Below are 12,692 nucleotides of genomic sequence, written 5' to 3'. Positions count from 1 at the left end.
GTTTTAGTGTTTTTAGAGTAGTTTTAGGCAGTGATTTATCGGTTTTCTCCAGTGTTTTCAGTGGGTTATGCGAAACTGCAATTCCTAATAGACGGTTTCGGGTTCCTAACAGACGGTCACGAGTTCCTAATAGACGGTGATTCTTCGTGCCAAGGATTCCTAATAGACGGTTTGACCAAGCAATTGACGCCGCCCGTATAGCGCCTCTGTGATCAAGGCGGCGCAGAGTCGTGACCTCATTGGTCATTCCCCAGATAGCGGCGTGTCATCACCAGTTGAGGCCCACTCTTCCCGGCTACTTCTTGGATGGAGTACTCCGGTAAGCTGTCGCTTTCGATGAGGCATCTCAAAGTGTGAAAGAATTTGCTTTGCGTCCCGGAGCTTCCGCTGTGCTCATAAAGCAATTGAAACGACCATTTCGCAGAGTTTGAGCCCGCGGCACGACGAGCCTGCCGATAGATGAATCTAGCGATGCCTGACTTGAGCAGAAAATAATCTGGATGGACCTTAAGCACCTGTGGGCGCCTGCTATTCACAACCTCGTTATACAACCAGTCAGGTGCCTCGATCTCCACTGATTGGATCTTTTGAGTGTCTGTTCGAGAAACCACTTCGTAGCGGGCAATTAGCCCCTGGCCGCTTACCTTGAGAAATTTGCCTTTTTTGCGAACCCTTTTGATCGTGGTGCTCTGCAGACGATCCAATGCTGCCTCCACCTCGACAGCTTGACGGCTACCGTTGCCTCGGCGAGTAATTCGAAGAATTTGGCTGATCTTTGCTCGAAAAACCTTACCTGGCTTCTCTCCCGACCCCTCTCTGTATCTATCCGTGGCATCCATCAGATGCGACACCATCACGAGCACGATGTCGTAGTCCCATACCGTAGCCATGCCATATGCCCCTGCAGAAACCTCTACGTAGCCGTCAGGAAGTTCGTACTTCAGGATCGCTCCGACGCGCGTCTGCTTTTTTGAAAGGCGGTAAAGGGCTATGTGCATAAAGGTTTGGCAGTCGCGAGCACTTTTGTAGTCCAGCGCTGGATTGCACAAATCTACTGATTCAACCTCCGCTACTGATTCAACTTCCTTTGTCATTGGCTTCGTTTCAGTAAGCAGATTCGCAGCTGACGAATGGCCCACGTCATCAGCTTGCTGCAGTGGGCAGTCGCTCTGTTCAGCTTCCAGGGGCGAGCATGTTGCTGCAGGTTTTTTCCGCCGGGCTAGCTGGCTCAACCTCTCAATGCGCTTCGTCAATGTGTTTTCGATTGATCCGACGGTATCCACATGGCTTAACGGAACAAAATCTACTCTGGAGTCGAACGGCATCATTCACCCCCTACCAGTAGCCCTGCTACGTCGGAAGCGCGGAAATAGACAAGTCGACCGAGACGGAGCTTCATTGCGTGCAGCGATGCAGCGAAAACACTCTCAGAAGGATGGGATAGGGTGTAATCCAGCCCTTTTTCGCTACGGTGAAGAAGCTCGGCGAGCTGTTTCTTCGTGAGGAGGGGGCCATATCGGTCTAGGAGCTGCTTCTCAATGTGATTTAGGTTGGCAGTCATTTCGACATCCTTTCGTGTCGGCTAATAACCTAAATAGTGAGAAGGCACTGCCCCAAAATCGGAGTTTTTGCGAGTCTAGAGCCAAATAAATTTGGGGCTTCTTAGAAAGCTCTGAAGGGGTGCAGTGCGCGGACAGCTTTGCTGTCTGTACGAGTTGCCATTTCACCCCCGGAGCTTGTGGGAGATAAGCGACCTAAGCACGCTGTTCCATGTGAAGGCCGTGCCACGATGGCTACGGCCTGATGATCAGGTGGGATGAGGAACGTGAGGTGGATCGGTGGAGGTTGATCAAGGCTAAGGAAGTTTTCGCATGCGAAAACTTTTTGAGCCAATTGGCCGGCTAGCTAATCCATCTCATCCAGCTTACCCACGAGGTCTTCCGCTCTGAGATGTGTATAGCGCTTTAGCATCTGCATAGATTTATGGCCGCTGATCGCAGAGACTTCCTGGTCGGATAGGCCTCCCTCGACTAGGCGGCTCACTGCCTCATGACGAAGATCGTGGAAACGCAGGTCGGCCATGCCCAACTTTTTCTTTAGCTCTCCCCATACCTTGGTAAAAGCATAGGGTCTACGCTTCCCATCTTTCCCCGGCTCACCAAAAAAGACTAGGGCGCAGCCTGATGGTCTTACTCCGTTTTCCAGCGCTGCACGGAATGCGTGAGTCGCTCTCTTATTGAGAGGGACGGTGCGGGCAGATTCATTTTTTGTGTCAGCTAGGCGAACGACCCGCTTGGCGAGATCGACCTGGTTCAGGCGTAGTGAGGTTATCTCGCCAGAGCGCATGCTGGTCTCAAGTGCAATACGTGCAATCCAACCGAGCATAGGATTACTGTGCGCGTCGACGGCCTTGAAAAGCGCAGCCTCCTCGTCTTTAGAGAGGCGGCGGTCCCTGCCTTCGCCTGGGCTTGGCTTCCGCACGTTCATGACTGGGTTGAAGGTCAGGCCCACTCCCCATTCCTTGATCGCAGTCGAGTAGAGATGACTGAGTAAGGCGAGCTCGAGCCGAATGGTGTTATTGCTGATTTTTGCTGCGATGCGCTTGTCTCGATAGCCAGCGATAATTTCACTCGAAAGCGCGGCTAGAGAATATTTGCCCAGATCTGCGATCAGCGATTTCGATTTGCTGATCTCGCCTCGTTGGGTGGTGGCTTTCTTCGTAGGAGTGACTTCTGCGAGATACCGCTTGAGAGCCATCTCGAGCGTCATCCGCTCGGAACCGCTTCGTTGGATGTAGACCCCGCGAACCATTTCGTCTTCGGTTCGCCGTGACCAGTCTTCAGCGTCACGCTTGGTTCGGAAGGTTTTCGAAGCTGTAGGCCATCCGGTTTTACGGATTACCGCTTTCCAGGTACCGGAAGAGGTTTTTACGAGAGTTGCCATGCTGTTCTCCGAAGGACATCGGTACAGACTGTACCGAAACTGTACCTCGGAGGCATTCCAAAACACCCTCTCGAAACTGCAGCAGCGCTGCAGCCCTTGAATTACATGGTGGGCCCACACGGACTCGAACCGTGGACCAAAGGATTATGAGTCCTCTGCTCTAACCAACTGAGCTATAGGCCCCAGAAGGTGCCGGGATTATAGCGAGGGATTTGAATGGGTGCCATCCGAAAGATCCGATAGTGCTATACGAAGAAAGGTTTCGGCGAACTTCTCTGGCGGTAGCGGCAGGCTGACGATGTAGCCCTGGATTTGCTCGCAACCTTCGGCTGCAAGGAAGTACTGCTGGGCTTGGTTCTCCACGCCTTCGGCAATGATGGTCAACTGCATGCTGCGGCCCAGGGCAATGATGGCGCGGGCGATTGCGGCGTCGTGGGGGTCTTCCGGCAGGCCGCGGATGAAGGACTGGTCGATCTTGAGGATATCCAGGGGCAAGCGCTTGAGGTAACTGAGCGAGGAGTAGCCGGTACCGAAGTCGTCGATTGCCAATTGCACACCCAGTTGCTTGAGCTGATGCAGCACGCTCAGGGCTTCTTCGGCCTGGCTCATGATGAAGTTTTCGGTGATTTCCAGTTGCAAGTCTCCCGCTTGCAGCTGATAGGTCTTGAGCAGGCTTTCAATGCGCTTGGCCAGGTTTGGCTGACGCAACTGCGCACCGGCCAGGTTGATCGACAGGGGGCCGAAGGGCTGGTAGGTGGTCTTCCAATCGTGCATCTGCCGGCAGGCTTGTTCCAGCACCCAGTCGCCAAGCTGGAGGATGGTGCCATTCTCTTCGGCCAGGTGAATGAAGTGCTCGGGCGGGACTTCGCCCAGGGTCGGGTGGCTCCAACGGATCAACGCTTCGGCACCCACCAGGTTCTGGGTCTTGAGGCTGAACTTGGGTTGGTAATACAGGCTGAGCTCGTTGCGTTCGATGGCCCGGCGCAGTTCGTGCTCCAGGGCAATGCGTTCACTGGCCTGGGCGGTGAGATCGCGGGTGTAGGCTTCGACCCGGTTGCGGCCTTTGGCTTTTGAGCGGTACATGGCGGCATCGGCATTGCGGATCAGGCTGGCGACGTCGCTGCCATCTTGCGGATAGAGGCTGATGCCGATGCTGGCGCTGGTGAAAAACTCATGTTCGCCGGCCTGGAAGGGGGCGTGGAAGCAGGCCAGCAACTTGTTGGCAATGCTGCTGGCGTCACTGGGTTTGTGCAGGCCAGGTAGAAGAATGATGAACTCGTCGCCGCCCAGGCGGGCCACGGTGTCGACATCGCGTACTTGTTCCTTGAGGCGCTGGGCAATGCCTTTGAGCAGCAGATCGCCAACCGGGTGACCGAGGCTGTCGTTGATGTGCTTGAAGCGGTCCAGGTCAAGGAACAGCACTGCCCCCTGGCGGTTGGAGATCTGCGCGCAGGTGAGGGCGGCCTGCAAGCGGTTCTCGAACAGGGCGCGGTTGGGCAGGCCGGTCAGGGGGTCGTGGTGGGCTTGGTAGTCGAGCTTGGCTTGAGCATGCTTGAGGCTGGAGATATCGGCAAAGACGGCAACGAAATGGGTTATTTCCCTGTCGCTATTGCGTACCGCGCTGATGGTCAGCCAGCTGGGGTAGAGCTCGCTGTTCTTGCGCTTGTTCTGGATCTCGCCTTGCCAGTGGCCTTCAGCTGTCAGCTGGTGCCACATCGCTGCGTAGAAGGCGCTGTCGTGCTGGCCTGAGGCAAGCAGGCGGGGTGTCTGGCCCAGGGCTTCGATCTCGCTGTAGCCGGTAATCTCGCTGAAGGCGCGGTTGACCGCGCTGATGCGCTGGTCGGTATCGGTGATCAACACGCCTTCGGCGGTGTTCTCGAACACCGTGGCTGCCAGCTGCAGTTTCTCCTGCATCAGGTGCCGTTCGGTGATGTCGCGGGCGATGGTCAGCATGCAGTCGATGCCGCCAATCGGCAGGGGCCGCGCAGACAGCTCGCACAGGCGGATCTGACCGTCGCTGCGGCGGATATGGCAGCTGAAGTCGCGTACGAAGCCATCACGCTGGAGCTGGTCGACCATGCGCTTGCGCTCGTTGAGGTCGACCCAGATGCCCAGGTCCAGCGAGGTTTGGTCAATGGCTGGGTTGAGGTCGTAGCCGGTCAGGCGGCAGAAGCCTTCGTTGACCTCGATCAGCAGGCCATCGCTCTGGCGCGACAGCAAAAGACCGTCCGGCGAGGCGTGGAAGGCTTTGGCAAATTTTTCTTCGGAGGTTTGCAGCTGTTGCTGGGTCTCTTTCAACTGGCTGATGTCGCGCACTGCCACCACCAGGGCGGGAATGCCGTCCAAATCAAAGGTCTCGGCCGAGGTCAGGCCGGTGAACAATTGGCCGTTGCTTCGGCGGAAACTCATTTCCAGGTTGCGAATGCCGCCGCGATGCAGGCGTTCAAGCAAGGCCGGACCGCTGCCACTAACGCCCCACAAGCCAAGCTCGGTCGCCGTGCGGCCGACGACTTCGCTGGGGCTCAAGCCGATTTGCTCCTCGAAGGCCTCATTGACCTCAAGCAGGCAGCCATCGCTGTGCCTGGCGATCAGCAGGATGTCAGGGCATTGCTGGAATACCGAAGCGAACTTCTGCTCCGACAGGCGCAGGGCATCTTCGGTGTGTTTGGCCTCGCTGATGTCGATCATCAAGCCGCGCATCAGCGGTCGGTGGCCGTGTTCGATCATGCTGACGATGTTGCGCACCCACAGGGTATGGCCATCGGCGCGGATCACCCGGTAATCGAGGCTGTGATCACGTCCTGCTGCGGTCTCGCTTTCGCAGTAGGCCTGCGCCCATAGCGCGTCCTCAGGGTGCAGGATGCTGCGCCAAAAGCCAGGCTTGAGCCACTCGTTGGTGGCAAAACCGAGTAGGTCTTCGGCATGCGGAGACACATAGCTGTACGTGAAGTCGTTGGCATCTGCTTCCCAGGCGATCGCTGACAGGCTCTCTACCAGGCTGCGGTAGTGATATTCGCTGCTGCGCAGTTCTTGCTCCAGGGCGATGCGCCGCGAGATTTCCGAACTCAGGCGGCGGTTGACGCGGATCATCGCAGCGAGGATCGCTACCAGCAGCAGTACGCCCGGCAGGCCATACAGGAGCATGTCGTGCCAGAAGCTTCTCTGGTCGACCACGTTACCTACCCAGCGCTGCTGGATGTGGCTGATTTCCGCACTGCTCATGTCGGCCAGGACCTTGTCCAGAATGCCGACCAATTGCTTGTTCTCGCGAGGCACAGCCATGGCCAATTGATAGCGATAGGGCGTTTCACCGCTGACGTACAAGCCATCGAGCTTGAGCTGGCGCAAGCTCCAGATGCTTGAAGCGAGATCCCCGACCACCGCGTCGACTTCATCGGTGGCTAGCGCTTGCAGGGCCGAGCTGACATTGGGCAGGGCCACCAGGTTGAGGTCGGGGTGATGAGTGCGCAGTAGTTCGTGGGGGGCGTAGTCTTGCACCACGGCGATTTTCAGGCCGTACAGGTCCTTGAGGGTACGCGGTTGCGGGCCGCCTTCATGGGCGAGGATGACAATCGGGAAGTCCAGGTACGGGCGGGTGAACGACAGGTAATTCTGCCGTTCCGGAGTCGACATGATGCCGGGCAGCAGGTCGAGCTGGTTATGCCGCGCCTGCTCCAGGACCTGGCTCCAATTGGTGGGCTCGATCGGCTTGAGCGTCACACCCAGGCGCTCCTGGATCAGGGCGATGTAATCGGCGGCCAATCCCTGGTAGTGACCCTCCTGATCGCGGAATTCGAACGGGGGCCAGGAAGCGTCGACACCCAGCCGCAGCTGTGGGTGTTCGCTGAGCCAGGCTTTCTCTTCGTCGGTCAGGGTAAGGGCGCCGGCCGTTGCGCTCCAAATGGACAGGATCAGCAACAGAATGGCCGGCATTTTCGGCATGGCTGCCTCTCGGTCAGATGGTCTGAATTCGAGTGTAGACGGGCATCGTGCGGGCAGTGGCGGGGGAGGTGATTTAAGTTTGATCGCGCTTGCAGTGTTGCGCCCAAGAAAAACCCCGGCCTGGGCCGGGGTTCGTCATCACTCGTCGAGGAAGGAGCGCAGATGCTCGCTTCGGGTCGGATGGCGCAGCTTGCGCAGCGCCTTGGCTTCAATCTGACGGATCCGCTCACGGGTCACGTCGAACTGTTTGCCGACCTCTTCGAGGGTGTGGTCGGTGTTCATGTCGATACCGAAACGCATGCGCAGCACTTTGGCTTCGCGTGCAGTCAGGCCGCCGAGCACGTCACGGGTGGCTTCCTTGAGGCTTTCGACCGTGGCTACATCGATCGGGGACTGCATGGTCGAGTCCTCGATGAAGTCGCCCAGGTGCGAATCTTCATCATCACCAATCGGCGTCTCCATGGAGATTGGCTCTTTGGCGATTTTGAGCACCTTGCGGATCTTGTCCTCAGGCATCTCCATGCGCTCACCGAGCTCTTCCGGGGTCGGTTCGCGACCCATTTCCTGCAACATCTGGCGGGAAATACGGTTAAGCTTGTTGATCGTCTCGATCATGTGCACCGGGATACGGATGGTGCGCGCCTGGTCGGCGATCGAGCGGGTGATCGCCTGGCGAATCCACCAGGTGGCATAGGTCGAGAACTTGTAGCCGCGACGGTATTCGAACTTGTCCACCGCCTTCATCAGGCCGATGTTGCCTTCCTGGATCAGGTCGAGGAACTGCAGGCCGCGGTTGGTGTACTTCTTGGCGATCGAGATCACCAGACGCAGGTTGGCCTCGACCATTTCCTTTTTCGCGCGACGGGCCTTGGCCTCGCCGATCGACATGCGACGGTTGATTTCCTTGATCTCGGCGACGGTCAGGCCAGTCTCGGTTTCAAGGTCGACCAGCTTCTGCTGGCAGGCAACGATCGCGTCGTTCTTCTCGCCCAGCGCGGCGGCCCACTTGGTGCTGCGCTTGGAGAGGTCACCGCTCCAGGTCTGGTCGACTTCGTTGCCTGGGAACAGGCGCAGGAAGTCGGCACGCGGCATGCGAGCGTCACGAACACACAGTTGCATGATCGCGCGCTCTTGCTGACGCAGGCGATCCAGGGCACCACGAACGCGCTCGACGAGCACTTCGAACTGCTTGGGCACCAGCTTGATCGGCATGAACAGATCAGCCAGGGCCTGCATGGCACCGATGCTTTCGGCATGGGTACGGCCGTGCTTTTTCAGCGCCTTGAGGGTGATGACGAGCTGGTCGGAAACCGCGCCGAAACGCTGGGCAGCAATGACCGGATCGGGACCGCTTTCGGCCTCTTCCTCTTCGTCATCGCCGTCCTTTTCCTCTTCCTCGTCGTCGGCCTCTTCCTTCGCAGCAGCGGCCTTGGCGCCAGGAATCGGCACTTCTTCGGTCGGTGCGGCGATATTGTCATCAGGGTCGATGTAACCACTGAGAACGTCGGACAGGCGGCCACCTTCGGTGGTGACGCGGTCGTATTCGCTAAGGATGTAGTCGACAGTACCCGGGAAGTGAGCGATAGCGCCCATGACTTCACGGATGCCTTCCTCGATACGCTTGGCGATTTCGATCTCGCCTTCGCGGGTCAGCAGCTCGACAGTACCCATTTCACGCATGTACATGCGCACCGGGTCGGTCGTGCGGCCGATATCGGTCTCAACGGCGGCCAACGCTGCGGCGGCCTCTTCGGCTGCGGCTTCGTCAGTGTCGGCTTCCGCCAACAACAGGGCATCCGCATCCGGAGCAGTCTCGAATACGTTGATCCCCATGTCGTTGATCATGCGGATGATGTCTTCCACCTGTTCAGGATCTGAAATATCCTCAGGCAGGTGGTCGTTGACCTCCGCGTAAGTCAGGTAACCCTGCTCACGACCGCGGGTGATCAACTCTTTGATACGAGATTGCTGTTGCGCTTTTCCGGACATAACACCCTATCCACTGAAGGTCTTGGCGGGCAAAAAACAAGCCGAGGATTATACCCGAGCTAGGACCTCACGCGCCAGATGAGGTCGGGTTTTGTGCGGGAACATTGCGGCTCAGCAGGGCTAAAAGCTGAGATTTTTCCTCTGTGCTCAACTCACTTTGACGTGCTTTGCGCATCAGATGTTCCAGGCTGCGCTCGCGTTGGCGGGCGGATAAACTAGTAATGGTGTCGAAAAACTGTTGTTCAAGGTTGTCGGCATCGATCAACCATTCCTTTTCTGCCAAGGCGCGCAGCAGGCGGCCTTGGTCAGTGCCGTGCCAGCGTGCAATCAGCTGCATTGAGCTTAGCTTAGGATTCTTCTGCGCGGCTTCGATCAGGGCCACCAGCAACTGGTTGTAAACATGTTCCTCGTCGGCGAAATGGCTGGCGTCTTCCACTTTGCCGGCCAGCAGCGGGTAGTGCAGTAGCGTGCGCAGGGCCGATAACATCGGCGGTTCGACCGGTGCCGGCACCCGTGGCGGCGCGTCGCGTTGGCCGTCGCGTTGCCAGGGTTTGCCACCCTTCTTGTCCCAGGGTTTGTTGTCCCACTGTTTCTTGCCGGTGCCCTGTTTGGGCGTCCATGGCCGCTGTTCCTGATGGCTTTGATGAGCTACGCCATAGTCGGGCTGATGCTGATCGCCGTAGTCCGGGGTGTAGCTGGCCATGGCGTCGTAGTCGTAGCCAGGGTCGTAGTCCGGCACGCTGGGCGCTGGTGCGCTTTGTGCCAATTGCTCCATCTGCTGCGGATCGAGCCCGGTGATTTCCCGCAGGCGATTGCGCATCAGCTGGCGCAGGTTGGCGCCGGGGATTTTTTCGATCAACGGCGCGGCCAGAGTGGCCATGTGCGCCTTGCCTTCGAGCGAACGCGGGTCGGCTTCGTTGCTCAATTGCTCGAAGAAGTAGTCGGCCAGCGGTTGCGCGTGCTGGTTGATGCGGGCCTGGAAGGCGTCAGTGCCTTCGGCGCGTACCAGGGTGTCTGGGTCTTCCCCCTCGGGCAGGAACAGGAAGCGTGCACGGCGCCCGTCCTGGAGGCTCGACAGGGTCGACTCCAGGGCGCGCCAGGCCGCCTTGCGCCCAGCCTGGTCGCCGTCAAAACAGAACAGCACGCTCGGCACCACCCGGAACAGTCGCTTGAGGTGTTCTTCGCTGGTCGCCGTGCCTAGTGTCGCCACCGCGTTGCGCAAGCCTTGCTGGGCCAGGGCGATGACGTCCATATAGCCTTCGACGACGATGATCTCATCGAGGCTGCGGTTGTGCTTGCGTGCCTCGAACAGGCCGTACAGCTCCTGGCCCTTGTGGAACACCGGGGTTTCCGGCGAGTTCAGGTACTTGGGCTTGTCGTCGCCCAGCACCCGACCGCCGAAGGCGATCACGCGGCCGCGGCTGTCGCGGATCGGGAACATCACCCGGTCGCGGAAGCGGTCGTAGCGCTTGCCGCTCTCGGCGTTCTCGATCAGCAAGCCGGCGTCGATCATCACCTTTTGCTGCAAGCTGTCGGCGCCCAGGTGCTTCATCAGGTTGTCCCAACCTGGCGGGGCGAAACCCAGGCCGAAGTCGCGGGCAATCTCACCTGAAAGGCCGCGGCCTTTGAGGTAATCCACCGCTGCCTTGCGGGTCTGATGGCTGCGCAGTGCCTGACGGTAGAACTCGGCAGCGGCTTCCAGCAGCGGATAAAGGGGCGAATCGGTCGGCTGGCGTGGCTTGTGCCCACGCCGGCCTTCTTCGCGCGGCACTTCCATGCCCGCGCCGCGGGCCAGTTCCTCGACTGCCTGGGGGAAATCCAGGTTGTCGTGGTCCATGACGAAGCCCAACGCGTTGCCGCCGGCGCCGCAGCCAAAGCAGTAGTAGAACTGCTTGTCGGGGCTGACGGTGAAGGAGGGCGTCTTTTCCTTATGGAACGGGCAGCAGGCGGAGTAGTTCTTGCCGGTCTTTTTCAGTTGGACGCGCGAACTCACCACGTCGACGATGTCGGTGCGGTTGAGAAGGTCGTCAATGAAAGTCTGGGGAATCAGCCCGGCCATAACAGTCTCGTCATCTGGCAACTGGCAAGTCTAATCGCTAACGCAAGTATGCGGGAGAGAGTGCAGCGGTACGGGAAAAGCGAGGGAGGTGTGCTCGTCGCCAGCCACAAGGGCTCGCCAGACAGGGACGGCACGACTGGTCTAGGACCAGCTCTGACGTGTTAAAGCAGCTTGCTCTACTGCAAGTCGCAGAGAGCGCCTCAAGCTGACGCCTAAGGTTTGAAACAACCGCTGCCATCGGCCCGGCGGTTAGCCGGGCAGGGCAGAAGCTTTGCGTTGAACGTCTGTATTAGTACAGACGAACGGCGCGGCGCTGTTCGCGCTGGACTTTCTTAGCGTGACGCTTAACTGCGGCTGCAGCCTTGCGCTTACGCTCGGAAGTCGGCTTCTCGTAAAACTCGCGGCTACGCACTTCAGCCAGTACACCGGCTTTTTCGCAGGAGCGCTTGAAACGACGCAGAGCTACGTCGAAGGGTTCGTTCTCTTTTACTTTGACGGCTGGCATCCAGGGCTACCTTCATTCGTTACCGGGGTAGACGTACTCCTGACAAAACAAAGATGCGCTGGAGAACGTCGGTTTTCAAGGGTTGCGGATGTTAACGCTTAGCTAGCCGGAATGCAAAGCCTCTGATCGAAAACCGCTGGTCGGCACTGGGCACGGGGACTATCATGCGCGCCTTCGAATTCAGCCTCCACAAGGCACGGACCCATGCTAGTACTGGGATTGGAAACATCCTGCGACGAAACTGGCGTCGCATTATACGACAGTGAACGCGGCCTGCTGGCCGATGCGCTGTTCAGCCAGATCGACCTGCACCGCGCCTATGGCGGCGTTGTGCCCGAGCTCGCCTCGCGTGATCACGTCAAGCGTATGTTGCCGTTGATCCGCCAGGTGCTGGACGAAGCCGGGGCAGTCGCCACCGAGATCGATGCCATCGCCTACACCGCAGGCCCTGGGCTGGTCGGCGCCTTGCTGGTGGGCGCTTCCTGCGCCCAGGCCATGGCGTTTGCCTGGGATATCCCGGCGATCGGCGTGCACCATATGGAAGGCCATCTGCTGGCGCCGATGCTCGAAGAGCAGCCACCGGAGTTTCCGTTCGTCGCTTTGTTGGTGTCCGGTGGTCACACCCAGCTGGTGCGGGTCGATGGCATCGGCCAGTACCAACTGCTGGGGGAGAGCCTGGACGACGCGGCAGGCGAGGCGTTCGACAAGACCGCCAAGCTGATTGGCCTGAATTATCCAGGCGGCCCGGAAATCGCTCGGCTGGCCGAGCAGGGCGTGCCTGGACGCTTTGTCTTCCCTCGGCCGATGACTGATCGCCCTGGCCTTGAATTCAGCTTCAGTGGCCTGAAGACCTTCGCCCTCAATACCTGGCAGAAGTGCCGCGATGCTGGAGACGACAACGAGCAAACCCGTTGCGACGTATCCCTGGCGTTCCAGCAGGCGGTGGTTGAGACTCTGACCATCAAGTGCAAGCGTGCGCTCAAGCAGACTGGCCTCAAGCGCCTGGTCATCGCCGGTGGCGTGAGTGCCAACAAGGCGCTGCGCGAATCGCTGGAAAGCATGCTTGCCGGCATCAAGGGCAACGTCTACTACGCGCGTCCCAGGTTCTGCACCGATAACGGTGCGATGATCGCCTACGCGGGTTGCCAGCGGCTGTTGGCCGGACAGAAACAGGATCTGGCCATCAGTGTTCAGGCACGCTGGCCGATGGAACAGTTGCCGCCGGTTTGAAGCTCGATGCCGCTGACGCGCATG

The 12,692-nt window shown here is 58.9% G+C and carries 7 protein-coding genes and 1 tRNA gene; 1 reads left to right on the top strand and 7 read right to left on the bottom strand.

Annotated features, from left to right (window positions below; all coding sequences use genetic code 11):
* Window positions 1-236: 236 nt before the first annotated feature.
* The 7 genes from AAZU54_RS16140 to rpsU all read right to left on the bottom strand — a co-directional run bounded on the left by AAZU54_RS16140 (window position 237) and on the right by rpsU (window position 11,438).
* Window positions 237-1,328, bottom strand: coding sequence for a replication initiator protein A (locus AAZU54_RS16140; protein WP_434727381.1), 1,092 nt, complete (start codon window positions 1,326-1,328; stop codon window positions 237-239).
* 577 nt (window positions 1,329-1,905) lie between these two features.
* Complete coding sequence (locus tag AAZU54_RS16135; protein WP_434727380.1) at window positions 1,906-2,943, bottom strand: site-specific integrase; 1,038 nt, start codon at window positions 2,941-2,943, stop codon at window positions 1,906-1,908.
* A gap of 106 nt (window positions 2,944-3,049) precedes the next feature.
* A tRNA-Ile gene (locus AAZU54_RS16130) sits at window positions 3,050-3,126 on the bottom strand.
* Window positions 3,127-3,141: 15 nt separating this feature from the next.
* Window positions 3,142-6,885 (bottom strand): bifunctional diguanylate cyclase/phosphodiesterase, encoded by a 3,744-nt coding sequence (locus tag AAZU54_RS16125; RefSeq protein WP_312152177.1) that lies wholly within the window; start codon window positions 6,883-6,885, stop codon window positions 3,142-3,144.
* Between the two features lie 138 nt (window positions 6,886-7,023).
* Window positions 7,024-8,874 carry an RNA polymerase sigma factor RpoD gene (gene rpoD / locus AAZU54_RS16120; protein ID WP_186552694.1) on the bottom strand — a complete coding sequence of 617 codons (1,851 nt, stop codon included), beginning with the start codon at window positions 8,872-8,874 and terminating at the stop codon, window positions 7,024-7,026.
* Window positions 8,875-8,941: 67 nt separating this feature from the next.
* Window positions 8,942-10,933, bottom strand: a complete 1,992-nt coding sequence (gene dnaG, locus AAZU54_RS16115; RefSeq protein ID WP_186552693.1) for a DNA primase — start codon at window positions 10,931-10,933, stop codon at window positions 8,942-8,944.
* A 289-nt stretch (window positions 10,934-11,222) separates the two neighbouring features.
* A complete protein-coding gene (rpsU, locus tag AAZU54_RS16110; protein WP_002551877.1) occupies window positions 11,223-11,438 on the bottom strand; it encodes a 30S ribosomal protein S21 in 216 nt (71 codons plus the stop codon).
* A 204-nt stretch (window positions 11,439-11,642) separates the two neighbouring features.
* Here rpsU and tsaD point away from each other — a divergent pair, with 204 nt between their 5' ends.
* The gene (tsaD, locus tag AAZU54_RS16105) at window positions 11,643-12,668 is read left to right on the top strand and encodes a tRNA (adenosine(37)-N6)-threonylcarbamoyltransferase complex transferase subunit TsaD (RefSeq protein WP_186552692.1); all 1,026 of its coding nucleotides are present in this window, start codon (window positions 11,643-11,645) and stop codon (window positions 12,666-12,668) included.
* Window positions 12,669-12,692: the final 24 nt, after the last annotated feature.

The sequence above is a fragment of the Pseudomonas sp. Je.1.5.c genome (genome assembly GCF_051129895.1).
In the GTDB taxonomy this organism is placed as follows: Bacteria; Pseudomonadota; Gammaproteobacteria; order Pseudomonadales; family Pseudomonadaceae; genus Aquipseudomonas; species Aquipseudomonas urmiensis.
The sequence above is the reverse complement of the archived record's forward strand: the minus strand, read 5'-3'. Positions and strand labels throughout refer to the sequence as shown.

Coding starts and splice junctions, on each gene's coding strand:
- AAZU54_RS16140 (WP_434727381.1), bottom strand. CDS start 1,328: ATGATGCCGTTCGACTCCAGAGTAGATTTTGTTCCGTTAAGCCATGTG.
- AAZU54_RS16135 (WP_434727380.1), bottom strand. CDS start 2,943: ATGGCAACTCTCGTAAAAACCTCTTCCGGTACCTGGAAAGCGGTAATC.
- AAZU54_RS16125 (WP_312152177.1), bottom strand. CDS start 6,885: ATGCCGAAAATGCCGGCCATTCTGTTGCTGATCCTGTCCATTTGGAGC.
- rpoD (WP_186552694.1), bottom strand. CDS start 8,874: ATGTCCGGAAAAGCGCAACAGCAATCTCGTATCAAAGAGTTGATCACC.
- dnaG (WP_186552693.1), bottom strand. CDS start 10,933: ATGGCCGGGCTGATTCCCCAGACTTTCATTGACGACCTTCTCAACCGC.
- rpsU (WP_002551877.1), bottom strand. CDS start 11,438: ATGCCAGCCGTCAAAGTAAAAGAGAACGAACCCTTCGACGTAGCTCTG.
- tsaD (WP_186552692.1), top strand. CDS start 11,643: ATGCTAGTACTGGGATTGGAAACATCCTGCGACGAAACTGGCGTCGCA.